The 16,725-nt window shown below is 67.7% G+C and carries 14 protein-coding genes; 4 read left to right on the forward strand and 10 right to left on the reverse strand.

Annotated features, from left to right (window positions below):
- Window positions 1-24: 24 nt before the first annotated feature.
- From ASD94_RS22425 to tgt, 4 genes are all read right to left on the reverse strand, one after another.
- Window positions 25-1,434: a diguanylate cyclase gene (locus tag ASD94_RS22425; RefSeq protein ID WP_056648068.1), complete on the reverse strand. Its 1,410-nt coding sequence runs from the start codon at window positions 1,432-1,434 to the stop codon at window positions 25-27.
- Window positions 1,435-1,482: 48 nt separating this feature from the next.
- Window positions 1,483-2,052, reverse strand: a complete 570-nt coding sequence (locus ASD94_RS22430) for a PAS and helix-turn-helix domain-containing protein (RefSeq protein WP_056648071.1) — start codon at window positions 2,050-2,052, stop codon at window positions 1,483-1,485.
- A 51-nt stretch (window positions 2,053-2,103) separates the two neighbouring features.
- The gene (locus tag ASD94_RS22435) at window positions 2,104-2,442 is read right to left on the reverse strand and encodes a hypothetical protein (RefSeq protein WP_235510736.1); all 339 of its coding nucleotides are present in this window, start codon (window positions 2,440-2,442) and stop codon (window positions 2,104-2,106) included.
- A 253-nt stretch (window positions 2,443-2,695) separates the two neighbouring features.
- Window positions 2,696-3,868: a tRNA guanosine(34) transglycosylase Tgt gene (tgt, locus tag ASD94_RS22440; RefSeq protein WP_056648377.1), complete on the reverse strand. Its 1,173-nt coding sequence runs from the start codon at window positions 3,866-3,868 to the stop codon at window positions 2,696-2,698.
- Window positions 3,869-3,977: 109 nt separating this feature from the next.
- Here tgt and ASD94_RS22445 point away from each other — a divergent pair, with 109 nt between their 5' ends.
- Complete coding sequence (locus ASD94_RS22445; protein ID WP_056648077.1) at window positions 3,978-4,457, forward strand: universal stress protein; 480 nt, start codon at window positions 3,978-3,980, stop codon at window positions 4,455-4,457.
- Window positions 4,458-4,543: 86 nt separating this feature from the next.
- On the opposite strand, the gene ASD94_RS22450 is transcribed toward ASD94_RS22445, so the two are convergent.
- From ASD94_RS22450 to ASD94_RS22465, 4 genes are all read right to left on the reverse strand, one after another.
- Entirely contained in the window at window positions 4,544-4,930 is a 387-nt protein-coding gene (locus ASD94_RS22450; protein ID WP_056648080.1) for a hypothetical protein, read from the reverse strand.
- Between the two features lie 372 nt (window positions 4,931-5,302).
- Window positions 5,303-6,538: a phospholipase A gene (locus ASD94_RS22455; RefSeq protein WP_056648082.1), complete on the reverse strand. Its 1,236-nt coding sequence runs from the start codon at window positions 6,536-6,538 to the stop codon at window positions 5,303-5,305.
- Entirely contained in the window at window positions 6,535-6,888 is a 354-nt protein-coding gene (locus tag ASD94_RS22460) for a hypothetical protein (protein WP_235510738.1), read from the reverse strand. The genes ASD94_RS22455 and ASD94_RS22460 overlap by 4 nt, the downstream gene beginning before the upstream one ends.
- A gap of 179 nt (window positions 6,889-7,067) precedes the next feature.
- A complete protein-coding gene (locus ASD94_RS22465) occupies window positions 7,068-9,167 on the reverse strand; it encodes an ATP-dependent helicase (protein ID WP_056648086.1) in 2,100 nt (699 codons plus the stop codon).
- Between the two features lie 323 nt (window positions 9,168-9,490).
- Between ASD94_RS22465 and ASD94_RS22470 the strand changes: the two genes are divergently transcribed.
- Complete coding sequence (locus ASD94_RS22470; protein WP_156391499.1) at window positions 9,491-10,771, forward strand: ABC transporter substrate-binding protein; 1,281 nt, start codon at window positions 9,491-9,493, stop codon at window positions 10,769-10,771.
- 110 nt (window positions 10,772-10,881) lie between these two features.
- The gene (locus ASD94_RS22475; protein ID WP_056648088.1) at window positions 10,882-11,835 is read left to right on the forward strand and encodes an AEC family transporter; all 954 of its coding nucleotides are present in this window, start codon (window positions 10,882-10,884) and stop codon (window positions 11,833-11,835) included.
- Between the two features lie 28 nt (window positions 11,836-11,863).
- Here the strand turns inward: ASD94_RS22475 and ASD94_RS22480 are convergent, their stop codons facing one another.
- A complete protein-coding gene (locus ASD94_RS22480; RefSeq protein ID WP_056648092.1) occupies window positions 11,864-12,145 on the reverse strand; it encodes a cupin domain-containing protein in 282 nt (93 codons plus the stop codon).
- Between the two features lie 324 nt (window positions 12,146-12,469).
- Here ASD94_RS22480 and ASD94_RS22485 point away from each other — a divergent pair, with 324 nt between their 5' ends.
- Window positions 12,470-14,431: a gamma-glutamyltransferase family protein gene (locus ASD94_RS22485; protein ID WP_056648095.1), complete on the forward strand. Its 1,962-nt coding sequence runs from the start codon at window positions 12,470-12,472 to the stop codon at window positions 14,429-14,431.
- Between the two features lie 93 nt (window positions 14,432-14,524).
- Here the strand turns inward: ASD94_RS22485 and priA are convergent, their stop codons facing one another.
- Window positions 14,525-16,657 (reverse strand): primosomal protein N', encoded by a 2,133-nt coding sequence (gene priA, locus ASD94_RS22490; protein WP_056648386.1) that lies wholly within the window; start codon window positions 16,655-16,657, stop codon window positions 14,525-14,527.
- Window positions 16,658-16,725 lie beyond the last annotated feature (68 nt).

Below are 16,725 nucleotides of genomic sequence, written 5' to 3' on the forward strand. Positions count from 1 at the left end.
ACCGTGTAGCGGCCCGGGCGGGTCCTAGCCCACCATCACCCGGTTGCGCCCCTCGGCCTTCGCGCGGTACAGGGCCGTGTCGGCGGCCAGCAGCAGGGTGTCCATGTCGGCATCTGCGCCCAGGGTGGCGCTGTGCACCAGGCCAATGCTGACGGTGGCCCGCTGGGGGCCGCCCTGCGTCGCATCCAGCGCCTGTCGTTCCACGGCGCCGCGCACCCGCTCGGCAATGGCCTGGGCCTCGGTGGGGGACACGCCGGGCAACACGGCGGCAAACTCTTCGCCCCCCATGCGGCCCAGCACGTCGTCGGCGCGCAGCGCGCGCGCCATGGTCTGCGCAATGCTGACCAGCAGCCGGTCCCCCGCGCCGTGTCCGTGCTGGTCGTTCACCTGTTTGAAGTGGTCCACGTCCACCATCATCACCGCCAGCCCGGTGGATTCGCGCTGGTAGCGCTCCAGCAGGCGATCGCCCTGTTTGAGCAGTGCGCGGCGGGCCAGCACACCCGTCAGGTCGTCATGGCGCACGGCATGGTGCAGGCGGCGCAGCGCCTCGGCGCGTGCCGCGCTGGCGCAGGCCACGGCCAGCGGCCCCAGCGCCAGCAGCGTGACCCCCACGCGCAGCGAGAACACGTCGCCCGCATGGGCCGGTGTGAAATTGAGGACACCGGTGGCCACACCCGCCATGGTCCACAGGCACACCACCAGGGACAGCAGGCTGGAGGTGAAGGCGCTGTAGCTCAGCGCACACCACAGCAGCCCCGGCACGACAAAAGCCAGCATGCCGGGCCCGCCGATGAGCGTGCGGATGCCCTCGGCCAGCACCAGCGAACTGACGGGGGCGAGGCGCCAGAACAGGGGGGTGTCCTGGGTGTGCGAGGGGGGATCTGCCGCGCGCGGTGCCGCCAGCACCACGGGCACGATGAGCATGTAGTTCATCAGCTCGGTGCTGAACCACAGGGACAACAGGTCCGTCCAGGGGGAGTCGAAATACACCGGCGCCGCGCCACAGCCGACCAGCGCGCCCACCGCGCTGGCGACCAAGGCTGCCAGCAGCAGGTACAGCGCCGCCGACGTGCGCTGCAGCCGCAGGATGTGCTCGTCCAGCCCCCGCAACACCAGCCAGCCGGCCGTGGCGCCCAGCAGGTTGGCGGCATTGAGCCACAGGGCCATGCCCCAGGCGCTGCCGGTGACCAGGTCGGCCGCTACATAGCCCACTGCCGCCGCCACCCAGGCGGGCGGCCGCGCCAGGCGGGGGTAGCGCACCAGCAGCCCCAGCAGCAGCGCATTGGCAGGCCAGAACGCTGACAGAAAGCCGATGGGCCGCGCAAAGATGCCCACCAGGCAGGCGACAAAGATCAGCAGTGCCAGGGCGGCCCAGGCCACGGCCGGAGGAACGGTCCGGGTGGGGGCAAAGAGGCGGGGCAGGGTGGGCGGCATGTCAGTGACAGGGGCGAGGGGGAGGGCGGGTCCCGATTGTCCGTGGTGTCAGGGCGTGCCCAGCAGCAGGGCTACCAACTCGCCCGTGCTGGTGGCACCCAGCTTGCGCATGATCCGCCCCCGGTGGGCCTCCACCGTGCGGTGGCTGATGTTCAGGTGGCGCGCGATCTGCTTGCTGGTGGCGCCGGTCACGATGTGCTGGGCGACCTCGCGCTCGCGCACCGTGAGCGGCGTGCTGACCACGCGGCGGTGCGAGATGTCCTCGAACATCCACACCGCGCGCGCAAATGGGTCTGCACGGTCCAGCGTGCGGCCCACCACATGGCACCAGAACAGAGTGCCGTCGCGGCGTCGCATGACGCGCTCGTCGCCGTAGCTGCCGGTGTCCATCATGGCCGGAAGGCCCAGGTTGCCGGTGTGGGTGAACTCGTCCAGAGACGGGTACAGCGGCGCCAGCGGCTGGCCCAGCAGCTCGGCCTGCTCGTAGCCAAACATGCGGGCAAAAGCGTCGTTGCAGATTTCGATGCGGCGCTCGCGCGTGACGCACATGCCCACGGGGGCGAGGTTGAAGGCCAGTTCCAGCGCTTCATTCAGGGGAGCGGGCGGGGTCGCAGGCATGGGGCGGATTTTGCAGCAGCCCCTGCGGACCACCGGGGCAGGGTCGGGTGGTCAGCGCCTGCGCCAGCGCAGCCGCCACTGCCGCCGGATCACCCGCGCCACGCGCCAGGCCCACGACGCGCGGGCGCGCTCCAGCACGGCGTGCTTGAGCTGCATCCAGTGCGCGTGGGTCCAGGCAAACCAGCGCAGTTGCATGAGCGCAGGCTGGGTGAGGGTGAACAGCCGCGCCACCACCGCCGTGCCCACCACCTTGGCCAGCACGATGACCAGCATGCCCAGCACCACATGCCCACGCCCGATGGCCCAGAGCGCCAGCAGCTTGATGGGCAGCAGCAGGGCGGTAGGCAGCGCAAACAAGGCCACCGCGGCCCAGGGCGGCAGGGAGCGCACCCAGCCTTCGATCCAGCGCAGCCCCGGCCAGCGGCCGACGCGCGCCAGCAGGCGCTGCAGCGGCTCCCAGCCCCATTCCTCGAACAGGATCAGCAGCGCCAGCAGGCCGCTGCCCAGGCCCGTGAGGGCCCGCAGGGGCCAATGCAGCAGGTGACGCAGGAGTTTTGGAATGATGGGGGCCCGATGCGCTAGTGGATCATGCCTAGATTGCTATACAAAACATAGCAAATCTGGCGAAAAGCGGATCTGCCGCTCACACGCCGCGCGCCCGTTCGGCCTTGAACTGCGCGCGGAACTGGGCAAAGGTGCCGGCCTCCAGCGACTCGCGCACCTCGCGCATCAGGTTCAGGTAGTAGTGCAGGTTGTGCACGGTGGTGAGCATGGGGCCCAGCATCTCGCCGCAGCGGTCCAGGTGGTGCAGGTAGGCACGTGAGAAGCCTTCACGCCCACCGTCGTCCCACGACACGCCCGAGCTGCCTGCACAGGCATAGCAGGTGCAGCTGGTGTCCATCGGCTGGTGGTCGGCCTTGTGGCGGGCGTTGCGGATCTTCAGGTCGCCAAAGCGCGTGAACATGGTGCCGTTGCGTGCATTGCGGGTGGGCATCACGCAGTCGAACATGTCCACGCCGTCGGCCACGCCCTGCACCAGGTCCTCGGGCGTGCCCACGCCCATCAGGTAGCGCGGCTTGTGTGCGGGCAGGCGGTGGGGCGTGTGGGCCATGATGTCCAGCATCTCGTCCTTGGGCTCACCCACGCTCACGCCGCCCACGGCGTAGCCGGGGAAGTCCATCTCGACCAGGCGCTCCAGCGACTCCTGGCGCAGGTGCTTGAACATGCCGCCCTGCACGATGCCGAAGAGCGCGTTGGGGTTTTGCAGCCGCTGGAACTCATCGCGCGAACGCTGGGCCCAGCGCAGGCTCATCTCCATGCTCTTGCGCGCCTCGGCTTCGGTGGTGAGGTGGCCCTTGGTTTCGTACGGGGTGCACTCGTCGAGCTGCATCACGATGTCGGAGTTGAGCGTGGTCTGGATCTGCATGCTCACCTCGGGCGACATGAAGAGCTTGTCGCCGTTGACGGGGCTGGCAAAGGTCACGCCTTCTTCGGTGATCTTGCGCATGGCGCCCAGGCTCCAGACCTGGAAGCCGCCCGAGTCGGTGAGGATGGGCTTGTCCCATTTTTCAAAGCCGTGCAGGCCGCCAAAGCTCTGCATCACGTCGAGCCCCGGGCGCATCCACAGGTGGAAGGTGTTGCCCAGGATGATCTGCGCGCCCATGTCGTGCAGGCTGCGCGGCATCACGCCCTTGACGGTGCCATAGGTGCCCACGGGCATGAAGATGGGGGTCTGCACCACGCCGTGGTTGAGCGTGAGCTGGCCACGGCGTGCGTGGCTGGAGGGGTCGGTTTTGAGAAGGTCGAACTGCAGCATGATGGGGCGCATTGTCCCAGACGGGCCGGGCTGACCTGCTGCAAGGGATTGGACTGGCGCTGGCGGATGGCGTCGCTACACTGGTCTTCACTGACTCAAGGAGAACCCCATGCTCAAGATCCTCATCGCCGTGGACGGCTCTGAACTCTCCCTGGACGGCGTGCACCACGCGCTGGCGCTGGTGCGCCAGGGGCTCCAGGCCACGATGGTGCTGGCCAATGTGCAAGAGCCCGCCACGCTGTACGAGCTGGTCACCACCCGCGACCCCGACCTGATCGCCGCCGCCAGCCTGGAGGCCGGCGAGCACCTGATGGCGCCTGCCCGAGCGCTGCTCGATGCCGCCGGGGTGGCCTACGAAACCGATGTGGGCGTGGGCGACGTGGCGCACACGCTGGTGGACATGATCGAGCGCTCGGGCTGCGACATGGTCATCATCGGCGCCAAGGGGCAAGGCGCCATCACCAGCGCGCTGCTGGGCTCGGTGTCGCAGGAGGTGGCGCACGCGAGCCCGGTACCCGTGACCATCGTCAAGCATGCGGAGGTGCTGGAGACCCAGGGAAGTGATGTGGCTGAGGATACGGAGGCCTGAGCCCTTTTCAGTGCGCACGTCTGAAAAGAAAAGGGCCGCTGTGCGCGGCCCCGGTGGGGAGCTTGGAGGAGGGGCGCTCCCAGGGATCAGGCAGCCTTGCGAAACGGCTCCGCAGGGCGCTGCAGCTTGCCATGGGGCAAGGTGGCCAGGCGCGAGAACATGCGGCGCACATAACCGCGCACCCACAGGCATTTGTTGAGCTCGTCCACGGGTAGCGGGCCCGACACCACCACGATGTCGTTGGCCACGTCCTGCGCCCCGGCGGCGCGCAGGCGGCGGCGCGTGTTGTTGGCCCACGACTGGATGCGCGTGGGGCTGCCATGCTGGTGCACCTCGCCCGTGTGCTTGTCGAACGCAATGGCCACTGTGTCGGTCTTGAGCTTGAAGCGGCGTTCACCCGTCACGGCGCTGGGCGTCTCGCGCATGTCATACAGGTAGTAGCTGCCTGCCTTGAGCTGGTATTGCATGTCCATGGGTGTGTTCCTCTCTCGGGGCATTGTCGAGGGGCACGCTGCAGGCGATGGCAGGTAAAACGGTGGGAAAGGGGCTCTTTTTGAACGCCTTCCGCAGAAGGCCACGCCGGTTTCGGTGCGCGTGCCATTGTGGCCGCACGTCGGCGCCATCCGGAGAAACTTGAGGACGATGTCGTAACGAGTTGTGAGCAGACTCGTACGACCCCTGGTGGCGTTGGGCTGTGCCCTGTCTCGGGCCTGTGCAGCGGGCACGGCCCACCCCAGGGCCACCGCGCAAGGGCCACCCCGCCGCGCTGGTGGCGTTCCCCTTCCCGACTCGCGCAGCGAGGCGAGAGAAGGGGGAAGCGGCGCAGCCGCTCAGGGGGATGGCCTCTAGAAATCTACCAGGCTCAGTCCCACGCTGAACACGGTGCGCTTGCGGTTGTAGTCGATCATGCTGTCGCCGTAGCCGCTGAACAGCGAGGTGTGCAGGCGCAGGTTGCTCTTGCTGCCAAACAGGCCGGTGCCCAGGGCCTGCAGCCACTCCACGCGCACCGAGCCCCGGTCGCTGCTGGCCAGCGTGTGGCGCACGGTGGCGCCCAGGGTGTTGTCCTTGTTCACGTTCCACAGCAGCGACAGTTCGCCCCGGCCGATGTAGTCGCTGACGCCGGGGTTGTCGTCGCTGCCCGCGCTTTCGGGGACGCGCTTCCAGAGGCGGGCGTTCACGCTGAAACGGTTGTCCAGCTCCACGCCGGTCATCAGGTACGCGCGGTTCCAGCTGCGCGACAGGGGCTTGCTCTGGCCATTGGACTGGTGCACCAGTCCGATGCCGCTGTAGCGCCACCTCCAGCCCCACGGCAGTTGCGCCGTGGTGGGGTACACGTACATCAGCTCGGGCTCGTGGTCGGTGGCGCGGAAGGGGCGGGAGATGTCGGGCGTGAACAGTTGCCAGTACGACTGCTGTGTGTAGCCAAACCACAGCGAGTCCTTGAGCGTGGGATGGCCCTGGGTGAGCATGCCCTGGGCGATCTTGGTGCGCACGGACAGCTGGATGCGGTTTTCGGTGCGGCGGTACGGCGTGGAGTCGGTGGCCGAGTTGCCGTCGGCGTCCGATGTGGGCTGGCGGTTCACGCTGCTCGATGCCACCACCGACACCGTGATCGGGCGGTAGCCGCGGAAGCTGAACGTGCCGCAGTCGGTGCCCGTCTCCAGCTCCCAGAAGCGGGAGAGGTCGCTGTACTGCGGGTCGCGGCAGCCTTCGGTGCGCGCCACGTCGATGATGCGCGTGGCGGGCAGCGTGGCGTCCACCGGTGGCGGCACGGCCGACGAGGACGTTGCGCCGCTGGCGTTGGCTGATGCCGCCGGGGCTTGCCACGCCTGCCCACCCGCAGGAGCCGCCTGCGCCTGCTCGGCCGCCCAGGCATCAAAGCAGGCCAGGCGCGCCTGGTTGTCGCTGGACAGGGCGGTACAGCGGCGCAGGGCGGCGTCGGTCCCCGCCACAGCGCCGGTGGCTGCGGAAGGGGCTGATTGCGCCAGCGCCGCGCCAGCCGGTGCGAGGGCTGCCACCAGCAGCAAGGCCAGCGAGCGGTGCCGATGGGGTGCTGCGGGGACGCGCGTCACGGCGCTCATTGCCAGGCCGCCTGTTTGCGCAGCACAAACGGTGCTGACGGCGTGGTGGGGGTGGGGTGGGCGTTGTTCCATGTTCCGCGTATTTCCTTGCCGCAACTTCCATCGACCACCTGGCCTGTCCAGGTGGCGCTGATGTTGGTGCCGTTGATCGATTCTTCCAGGGTCAGGTCGCCGCCATCGACGTCACCACTGACCTGGGCGGTGGTGCCGCTGCGCACCACGGTGCCGCGCACGCTCTGTGCCAGCTCGGGGTGCGGGCCCAGTTGCAGCGTGGCCGTCGTGGGCTTGTCTCCCGGTGCCGGGGCCTGCAGCTCGGCGCGCCACTGGCCCTGCAGGTGTTGGTGGTCCATGTCTGCCGCCGTCGGGCATGCCGCGGTGGATTGTGGGCCTTTTTGGCCGATGGCGCTTGTAGGACAAGCGCTTATAGCTATCAAAAGCGCAGCAATGCCCCAGGCGCTGCGGCCACGGGGCAGGGCGGGGCGTGGGGTGGTATCGGTGGCGGGGTGTTGTGCCATGTGCGTACGCCCTCTCAAGCAGTCGGCGCCGGGTTGGCGGCAGCAGCGGCGTTGGCTGCCGTGGTGGCCTGGGCTTTGGCCGCAAACTCGGCGCGCAGGGCCTTGAGCTTTTCGCGCGGGTCTTCGCGGGCAGTGGTCTTGTCCAGGCCCATTTCGGCGATGAAGCGGCTGGGCTGTGCGGCCACCATTTCGCGGCCCTTCTTGCGGCGCTTGGTCCAGCTCACGGCCAGGGTGCGCTGGGCGCGTGTGATGCCCACGTACATCAGGCGGCGCTCTTCCTGCAGGCGCTGCAGCACGTCGTCGGTCACCTTCTGCTGGCGGCCTTCGTCGTCGTCCAGCTTGAAGGGCAGCATGCCCTCGGTCACACCCACCAGCACCACATGCGGCCACTCCAGCCCCTTGCTGGCGTGCAGGGTCGAGAGCGTGACCATGTCCTGCTCTTGCTCGCGCTCGCTGATGGTGGAGAGCAGCGCAATGGTCTGCGACACCTCCAGCAGGCTCTTGGTCTCCTTGGCCACCACGGCGCCTGCGGTGTCGTCGATTTGCCCGCCCGCGCGCTGGGCCATCCAGTCGCAGAACTCCATCACGTTGCTCCAGCGGGCGGCAGCCACCTTCTCGCTGTCCTCGTTGTCGTACAGGTGCTGCTCGTAGCCGATTTCCTTGAGCCATTCGTTCAAGAAGGTACGGGCGTCTTCGGCGCCATGGGTGCGGCGCGCGCTGTACTCCAGGTAGTTGATGTAGCGGCCAAACTCGTGCAGCCCGTCCATGGCGCGCTTCGGAATCGCAGCGGGCAGCATGCCGTTGAACAGCGCGCCGAACATGCTTTGCTTGTGCTGGGTGGCAAAGGCCCCCAGCGAGGCCAGCGTGGTGTGGCCGATACCACGCTTGGGCGTGGTGATGGCGCGCAAAAACGCCGGGTCATCGTCGTTGTTGATCCACAGCCGGAACCACGCGCACAGGTCCTTGATTTCGGCGCGGTCAAAAAAGCTGGTGCCGCCTGACACCTTGTACGGCACATTGGCTTTGCGCAGCGCTTTCTCGAAGGGCTTGGCCTGGTGGTTGGCGCGGTACAGGATGGCAAAGCTCTTCCAGTCCGGTGGCGGGTTGCTGGCCGCGCGCAGGCTCTGGATGCGGGCCACGGCGCGCTCGGCCTCGTGCTCCTCGTTGTCGGCATCGACCACGCGCACGGGCTCGCCTTCGCCCAGCTCGCTGAACAACGTCTTGGGAAACAGCTTGGGGTTGGGCCCGATCACGTTGTTGGCCGCGCGCAGGATGGCGCTGGTGGAACGGTAGTTCTGCTCCAGCTTGATGACCTTGAGGTGCGGGAAGTCGATGGGCAGCTTTTTCAGGTTGTCGAGCGTCGCGCCTCGCCAGCCATAGATGCTCTGGTCATCGTCGCCCACGGCGGTGAAGTGGCCGTTCTCCCCCACCAGCAGCTTGAGCAGCTCGTACTGCGTGGCATTGGTGTCCTGGTATTCGTCTACCAGCACATGGCCCAGCGACGCCTGCCACTTGGCGCGCACTTCCGGGAAGTCGCGCAGCAGGCGCAGTGGCATGCCGATCAGGTCGTCAAAGTCCACGCTCTGGTAGGCCGCCAGGCGCTCTTCGTAGCGCGCCATCAGCGTGGCGATGATGCGTTCGTTGTCGTCCGCTGCCTGGGCCAGGGCCTCTTCGGAGGTCAGGCCCATGTTCTTCCACTTGCTGATGACCCACTGCCACTGGCGCGCGGTGGCCATGTCGGTGGTGCCGCCCGAGGCTTCCTTCAGGATGCCCGTCACATCGTCGGCATCGAGGATGCTGAACTGCGGCTTGAGGCCGAGCACCGCGCCGTCCTCGCGCACCATGCGCACACCCAGGGCGTGGAAGGTGCAGACCAGCACATCCTTGGCGCGGCGCCCGATCAGGCCCTTGGCGCGCTCTCGCATCTCGGCGGCCGCCTTGTTGGTGAAGGTGATGGCCGCAATGCGCTTGGGGTCCATGCCTTTTTCGATCATGTGGGCGATCTTTTGGGTGATCACCCGCGTCTTGCCTGAGCCCGCACCCGCCAGAACGAGGCAGGCCCCGTCGGTGTAGTGGACAGCCTGGAGCTGGGCGAGATTGAGACCGGCGGACATGGGAATGGGGCGGGGGGAATAAAGAGGCGAAGGGCAGGAGCGGGGCAGGGCCGAGGCAGATGCTTGCCACGGCGCAGTTGGTACACCGGGGGTGTGCAGCGCAAGGGCGCAATGATACCGGCGCGCCCGTGGCGGCGGCGCGGGGCATCGGCCGTCGTCCATGCGCGCGACGCCTGACGGCGTGCTGACGGGCCCGCCGTCGGAGCAGGGTGTGGCCCCCGTGCTTCGGGTAACCCCGCTAGGGGCTTTGTTTTCACAATTTGATACTGGTTGGCGAGTCCCTCCCGTTGTCGGGCGGGGTGTGTTGTGAACCGAGCACCGCCATGAACCCTGTTGATCTGCCTCCCGCCGCCTTGACCGCCGCAGCTACCCCGCCGCGCCGCCGTCTGTTGCCGCCGCCCGCGTGGACGGCGCTGGTGGCTGCTGGTGCGATAGCGGGCGCGGCGCTGCTGCCGGGGCTGGCGCAGGCCCAGATCGGCGGCAACACCCCCGTGCGCGTCGGCGTGGTGGGGCCTTTCACCGGGCCGTCGGCCGACTTTGGCGTGCCCATGCTCAACGGCATCAAGCTGGCGGTGGACGAAATCAACGCCGTGGGCGGCTACCTGGGTCGGCCGCTGGAGCTGGTCGTCAAGGACGACGCGGCCAACCCGGACCAGGGCCGCAAGGTGTCGCAGGAGCTGCTGGCCGACAAGGTCGTCGCCACCATCGGCTTTTGCAACACCGGCGTGGCGATGAAGGCCATTGACCTGTTCCAGGACGCCAAGAGTCCGCTCATCGTGCCCTGCGCCACGGGCACGGCGGTCACCACCAAATACCCCTCTGCCGACAGCTACATCTTCCGCGTGCAGGCCCGCGATGCGTTGCAGGCCCCCTTCATGGTGGATGACATCGTCAAGCGGGGCTGGGACAAGGTCGCCATCTTTGCCGACAAGACCGGCTATGGCGAAGGTGGCTATACCGATGTGGTGGCGGCACTGGCGGCCAAGAACCTCAAGCCTGTGCACGTGGCCCGCTTCGACCTGGGCGTGAAGGACCTCACGGCCGAACTCGCAGCGGCGCGCAACGCGGGCGCCAATGTGGTCTACAGCTACACCGTGGGCCCCGAAAACGCGGTCATCGCCAACGGCAAGAAGGCGCTGGGCTGGAAGGTGCCCCAGGTGGGCGCCTGGCCGCTGTCGTTCCCGTTTTTCCTCGAAGGCGCCAAGGATGCGGCCGAGGGCGCGCTCATGGTGCAGACCTTCATCGCCGAGCCCAGCAACGAGCGCCGCGCGTCCTTCCTGTCGAGCTACACCCGCAAGTACCAGGGCAAGGTGGCCGTGCCCATGGCTGCGGCCAACGCCTACGACGCCACCTATCTGCTGATGTATTCGTTCCTGGGCATCCGTGACGGCAACCTGAACGGCAAGGCCATCAAGGAGTCGCTGGAAGGCAAGATGAAGACCTACTACGGTGTGGTCTCCACCTACGAAAAGCCGTTCAGCGTGCAGGACAAGGACGCCATCACCCGCAACATGCTGGTGATCGGGCAGGTGAAGAACGGCGCCATCACTTTTGCCTACCCCGAGGATGCCAAGCGCAACCTCATCATCCAGCGCAAGCAATAACAAAAAACGGTGCCTGCGCTCGCCACCCGCGAGCCCACCCACCTGACTTTGCGCTGACCACCCCGGGCGCTGCAGGCCCTGGCCGCAGGCGCAACAAGGACAATCGGGCTGTGCTGTCCGTCCTTCTCATCACCTTCCCCTTCTTTGCGCTGGTGCTCTGCGGCTACCTCGCCGCACGGCGCGGTGTGCTGCCGCAGCCTGCCATTCCGGGGCTCAATGCCTTCGTGCTGTACTTTGCGCTGCCCTGCATGCTGTACCGCTTTGGCGCCAGCACGCCCATCGGGCAGCTGCTCGATCCGGCCGTGGCGGGCGTCTATCTGCTGTGCGCGCTGGTCATGGTGGGAGCCACGGTGGCGCTCACGCGCAACGCGCGCATCGGCTGGAACGACGCGGCCTTTGGTGCGCTGGTGGCGGCCTTCCCCAACACCGGCTTCATGGGCGTGCCGCTGCTGGTGGCCCTCCTGGGCGCGCAGAGCGCGGGCCCGGCCATCGTCACCATCGTGGTGGACATGGTCATCACCAGCTCGCTGTGCATTGCGCTCTCGCGCCTGGATGGCGCAGGCACCCATGGCGTGGGCGTGGCGCTGAGGAACGCCTTCAGGGGCATGGCCACCAACCCCATGCCCTGGTCGATTGCGCTGGGCGCGCTGGCGTCGGCGCTGCAGTTCAAGCTGCCGGGTCCGGTGGACAAGACCATCGCCATGCTGGCCGACGCGGCCTCGCCGGTCGCGTTGTTCACCATCGGCGCGGTGCTGGCCCGTTCGCAGATGAACCAGCACGAGCAGGTCCCCGCGCGGGACTATGTGCCGGTGGCGCTGGCCAAGCTGCTGGTGCACCCGCTGCTGGTGTGGGGCGCAGGTACCGCGGCCATGGCGCTGGGGGTGCCGCTCACGCCGTTTGCACTCACGGTGATGGTGCTGCTGGCGGCGCTGCCCAGCGCCAGCAACGTGTCGCTGCTGGCCGAGAAGTTTGGCGCCAACAACGGGCGGGTGGCGCGCATCATCCTGGTGTCCACCGCGCTGGCGTTTCTGAGCTTCTCTGCCGCCGTCGCGCTGCTGACCTGAGCCGCCAGGCTGCTGCGGTGCGGTGGGCTCAGGCCGCTGCAGGCGTCTTGCGCCCAACCAGGTATTGCACGCCCAGCATTCCGTAGAACTCCGAGTGCGGCTCTTCGGCCGCTAGGTGAAAGACATCACCCGCCTGGTACATGCGTTCTGACGTAGCCGTGGAGATGCGGATATCGCCCGACAGGATCAGCGCCTTGGCCTCGAACGGGTGCGTGTGATCGCCCAGCATGCCCCCGGCCTCGCGGGTCACGGTGACGGCGGGCTCAAAGCCCTCGCGGGCCAGTTCGTCTGCAAATTGTTCGGGGGTCATGGGGTCTCCTGCTGCGGTACGGGGCAGTGTAGGTGCGGGCTCAAAGCCAGGGTAGGGGCTCGGACTATCAAAAATGATAGCTACCAGCGCATGATTCACTAGCGCTACCGCAGGATTTTCTTCAATTTTCATGCGGAGCTCGCGCGCAGGTGTCGTCCAGACAATGTGGCCGTTCCGCTGCCTTGGCCTGCCTGTCGTTGCCTTCCTTAGATGGCAGCCTTGAGAAAACGATACGAAAAAACATTCGACACGGCATGCTTTTTGCGCCGACGATGCCACGTGGTCAATCCATGCCCACGAACGGACAACAACAGGAGATTCACTATGAGGAAGAGGAATATTGCGCTGTGGGCACTCACGCCCGTGGCCGTTGCGCTGGTGCTTTCGGGCTGCGGCAGTGGCTCGGACAACGACCTGGCCGTGGACAACAATGCCCAGAGCTGCTCGGTGGTGTCCAGCTCCGGCTCGGCCGTGGTGGTGGGCTCTGGCGTGGCGGGCGACCCGGCAGCGCCCGAGGCGGCATCGGGCTACCGCCTGGGCTACAAGGCCAAGCAGTCGAGCAAGTACATGGTGGTGGCTAACACCCCACTGGCCACCAAGGCCGGGTGCGACGTGCTCAAGGCCGGCGGCACGGCGGTGGACGCTGCCGTGGCCGTGCAGGCCGTGCTGGGCTTGGTGGAGCCGCAGTCCAGCACGCTGGCGGGCAGCGCCTTCATGATGTATTACGACGCCAACACCAAGAAGGTCGTGGCTTACGACGGCCGCGAGACCGCGCCTGCTGCCGCCAATGGCTACTACCTGGTGCGCCAGGACCAGGGCGATGCCTCTTCCGCCGCGCCCGTGCCCAGTGCTCGCCGCAGTGGCCGCTCCATCGGGGTGCCCGGTGTGATGCGCATGCTGGACATGGCCCACAAGGAACACGGCAAGCTGGGCTGGGACAAGCTGTTCGACGAAGGCATCCAGCTGGCCACCAACGGCTACCGCATTCCGGGCCGCATGGGCGACGCCATCAAGGGCAACGCTGCCAGTCTGGCGCTGGACGCGAATGCGGTCGCCGCCTTCTTCAACGCCGACGGCACACCCAAGGCCACCGGCACCGTGACGACCAACCTGCCCTATGCACAGACGCTGCGCACGCTGGCTAGCGGCGGCGCCAGCGCCCTGTACTCCGGCCCCCTGGCCGAAGCCATCGTGGCCAAGGCAGCCCAGGCGGTGGGTGACGATGCGGCCAAGACGCCCATCACCCCCAGCCTGATGACGGTGGCCGACCTCAAGAACTACCAGGCCAAAAAACGCGAGCCCGTGTGCACCACCTACCGCGCAAGCTACTACGTCTGCACCATGTCGCCACCGTCGTCGGGCGGTATCGCCATTGCGCAGGCGCTGGGCATTTTGGAGAACTTCGACCTTTCCAAATACGGCCCCACCAACCCCACCAACGAAGGCGGCGTACCGAGCGTGATGGGCGTGCACCTGGTGTCCGAGGCCGAGCGCCTAGCCTATGCCGACCGCGACAAGTACGTGGCCGACACTGACTTCATCCCGCTGCCCGGTAAGGGCGTGTCCACCATGCTGGACAAGGTCTACCTCAAGCAGCGCGCGGCACTGATCCAGCCGGACGGCAAGTCGCTGGGAACGGCCTCGGCAGGGGCGCTGGGCGATGTGCCTCTGGGCGTGGACAAGACGGTGGAGCGCGGCACGACGCACTTCTCCATCGTGGATGCCTACGGCAACGTGGTGTCGATGACCTCCACGGTCGAGTCCAGCATGGGCTCGTTCCACATGGTGGGCGGCTTTCTGCTGACTAACCAGCTCACCGACTTCTCGGCCCAGCCGGCTGACGGCGCCGGTGTGCCCATTGCCAACCGCGTGGCGCCCGGCAAACGCCCCCGCAGCACCATGGCGCCCACCCTGGTGTTCAAGGGCTCGGAGCCGGGTGATTTCGTGATGGCCACGGGCTCGCCCGGCGGCGGCACCATCATCCAGTACGTGCTCAAGACCGTGGTCGGTGCGGTGGACTGGAACCTCGATGCCCAGCAGGCCACATCGCTGGTGAACTTTGGCGCCACCAACAGCCCCACCACCAACGTGGATGGTGCCAACACGGCGCTGGACCTCACCGGCCTGATCGACGGCCTCAAGGCCAAGGGCCACACGGTGAACAACGCCGCGCAGTCGAGCGGAGTCTCCACCATCATGCGGGTCAACCGCAACGGCCAGACCCGGCTGGAAGGCGGGGTGGACCCCCGCCGTGAAGGCATCGTGCTGGGTGACGGCGCGCTGTAACCGGCGAACCACGCTCTGTCGAGACGGGGGCTGCGTTGAAAAGCGCAGCCCCCGTTGTGTATTGAGGCCGCTGCGTGGGCCTGCCGGTCGGACTTAGATGGCCAGCGGGTCCACGTCCACCAGCCAGCGGATCAGCCCTTTGTGCTCCGGCTGGCTGCGCGTGGCTTGCAATATCGGCTGCCACGCGGCCAGAAAGCGCTGGAGGGTGGCGCGGCTGCTGCTTTCCATCAGCATCTGGGCGCGCTCCACATTGGCAACGCGCTGGATCGTGAGCGGCACGGGCGGGAACAGGATCACCGTGCCATCGGGCAAACCCGGCAACTGCGCGGCGTGAGCGGCGGCCGTGGCAGCGGTCAGAAAGCCCTGGGCCACCTCCTGCGTGCGCGCATCGGCCCGCACCAGCGCCTGGTACGAGAACGGCGGCATGGCCGCCTCTTCGCGCTCCTTGAGCTGCTGGGCCGCAAAGGCCTCATAGTCGTGCTTGCGCAGCGCCTCGAACACGGCGTGCTGGGGGTGAAAGCTCTGCACCCACATCTCGGGCTGCGTGCCGTGCACCGCTTGGGCGGCCATGTAGGCAGCGTCGCGCCCGGCGCGGCCCGCCGCCTGCATCAGCAGGGCAAACAGCCGTTCGGCGGCGCGGAAGTCGCTGCTGAACAGCGCGCCATCGGGCTGCACCGCAGCCACCAGCGTGATGCGCCGAAAGTCGTGCCCCTTGGCAATCATCTGCGTGCCCACCAGCACATCCACTTCGCCCGAATGCACCTGTGCCAGTTGGGCTTCCAGTGCGCCCTTGGCTTTGGTGGTGTCGGCGTCGATGCGGGCGATGCGGGCGGGCGTGCGGTCGGGCCGCAGCACCTCCCGCAACAGGGTGCCCAGCTGCTCCTCCAGTTGCTCGGTGCCCTTGCCCATGGGGTGGATGTCGGGGCTGCCGCAGGTCGGGCAGTGAAACGGCACGCGCACCGTGTAGCCGCAGTGGTGGCAGCGCAGGGTGCGGTCGGTCTTGTGGAACACCTGGTGCGCGCTGCAGTGCGGACAGTCGCTCTTCCAGCCGCAGTCCACGCAGTGCAGCACGGGCGCGTAGCCCCGGCGGTTCAGCAGGATCATGCTCTGCTCGCCGCGCGCCACGCGTTCGGTAATGGCCTGCAGCAGCGGCGCGCTGAACACGGTGCGGCGGGGCTGCTGGTTCATGTCTACCCGGCGCACACGGGCGAGGGCCCCGGCGCCGATGCGGCTGGGCATGTGCAGGCGCACGTAGCGGCCGCCCTCGGGGTCTTCGGCCGTGGGCGGGCGGCTGGCGTGCCAGCTCTCCAGCGAAGGCGTGGCCGAGCCCAGGACCACCTTCGCGCCCTGCTCGCGCCCGCGCCAGATGGCCAGGTCACGGGCCGAGTAGCGCGCGCCTTCTTGCTGCTTGTAGCTGGGGTCGTGCTCCTCATCCACCACGATGAGCTTCAACCCCGGCAGGCTGGCGAACACCGCCATGCGCGTGCCCAGCACGATGCGCGCGCTGCCGCCATGGGCGGCCAGCCAGCTGGCCAGGCGTTGCGGGTTGGTCATGCCGCTGTGCAGCGACACCACGGCGCCGGGGCCAAAGCGCGGCGCAAAGCGGCCTGCAAACCGCTCCTCCAGCTGGGGCGTGAGGTTGATCTCGGGCACCATGACCAGCGCCTGGGCGGTGGGATCGGCCTCCAGCATCTCTTGCACGCAGCGCAGATACACCTCGGTCTTGCCGCTGCCCGTGCTGCCAAACAGCAGGAAGGGCCCTCTTTCTGCAGAAATTCGGGCTCTGGCGCTTTCCTGTTCTGCGGTGAGTGCTATGTTTTCGATAGTAAATGAGGCGTCTCCAGCGCCCCTGGCCGGGCGCCGCAGCCGCCGCGCCAACTGCTCGGGGCGCAGGTCGCGTAACTGGGGGGGCAGGGCGGCCAGCGCCACCTCGCCCAAGGCGCGCTGGTAGTAGCGCGCCGCAAACCCCACCAGCCGGCGCCACGGCGCATCCAGGGGGGGGACACCCTCCAGCACGCCGGCAATGGGGCGCAGGGTGGCGCCATCGGGCAGCTCGCCAGGGGCCTCGTCGGCATCCCACACCACGCCCAGCACCTCGCGTGTGCCCAGGGGCACACGCACCAACGCACCTGGAGGGAGCGGGTGCTCACTGGCGTAGCTCAGCAGGTCGCCGACGCCACTGTGGGAAGGCGTTTGCAGGGCAACGTGGACGATGGCGAAAGGGATTGACACAAGCTATGAGACAAGAAGAAGGCTTAGTGCGGGTTGTGGATGTGATCTGGAGGTTTAGCGGC

This window comes from Acidovorax sp. Root70 (genome assembly GCF_001428225.1).
Taxonomy (GTDB): domain Bacteria; phylum Pseudomonadota; class Gammaproteobacteria; order Burkholderiales; family Burkholderiaceae_C; genus Acidovorax.

What these genes read in the sequence shown, in the direction of transcription:
- ASD94_RS22425 (WP_056648068.1), bottom strand. Translation starts at nt 1,434, where the DNA reads ATGCCGCCCACCCTGCCCCGCCTCTTTGCCCCCACCCGGACCGTTCCT.
- ASD94_RS22430 (WP_056648071.1), bottom strand. Translation starts at nt 2,052, where the DNA reads ATGCCTGCGACCCCGCCCGCTCCCCTGAATGAAGCGCTGGAACTGGCC.
- tgt (WP_056648377.1), bottom strand. Translation starts at nt 3,868, where the DNA reads ATGCTGCAGTTCGACCTTCTCAAAACCGACCCCTCCAGCCACGCACGC.
- ASD94_RS22445 (WP_056648077.1), top strand. Translation starts at nt 3,978, where the DNA reads ATGCTCAAGATCCTCATCGCCGTGGACGGCTCTGAACTCTCCCTGGAC.
- ASD94_RS22450 (WP_056648080.1), bottom strand. Translation starts at nt 4,930, where the DNA reads ATGGACATGCAATACCAGCTCAAGGCAGGCAGCTACTACCTGTATGAC.
- ASD94_RS22455 (WP_056648082.1), bottom strand. Translation starts at nt 6,538, where the DNA reads ATGAGCGCCGTGACGCGCGTCCCCGCAGCACCCCATCGGCACCGCTCG.
- ASD94_RS22460 (WP_235510738.1), bottom strand. Translation starts at nt 6,888, where the DNA reads ATGGACCACCAACACCTGCAGGGCCAGTGGCGCGCCGAGCTGCAGGCC.
- ASD94_RS22465 (WP_056648086.1), bottom strand. Translation starts at nt 9,167, where the DNA reads ATGTCCGCCGGTCTCAATCTCGCCCAGCTCCAGGCTGTCCACTACACC.
- ASD94_RS22470 (WP_156391499.1), top strand. Translation starts at nt 9,491, where the DNA reads ATGAACCCTGTTGATCTGCCTCCCGCCGCCTTGACCGCCGCAGCTACC.
- ASD94_RS22480 (WP_056648092.1), bottom strand. Translation starts at nt 12,145, where the DNA reads ATGACCCCCGAACAATTTGCAGACGAACTGGCCCGCGAGGGCTTTGAG.
- ASD94_RS22485 (WP_056648095.1), top strand. Translation starts at nt 12,470, where the DNA reads ATGAGGAAGAGGAATATTGCGCTGTGGGCACTCACGCCCGTGGCCGTT.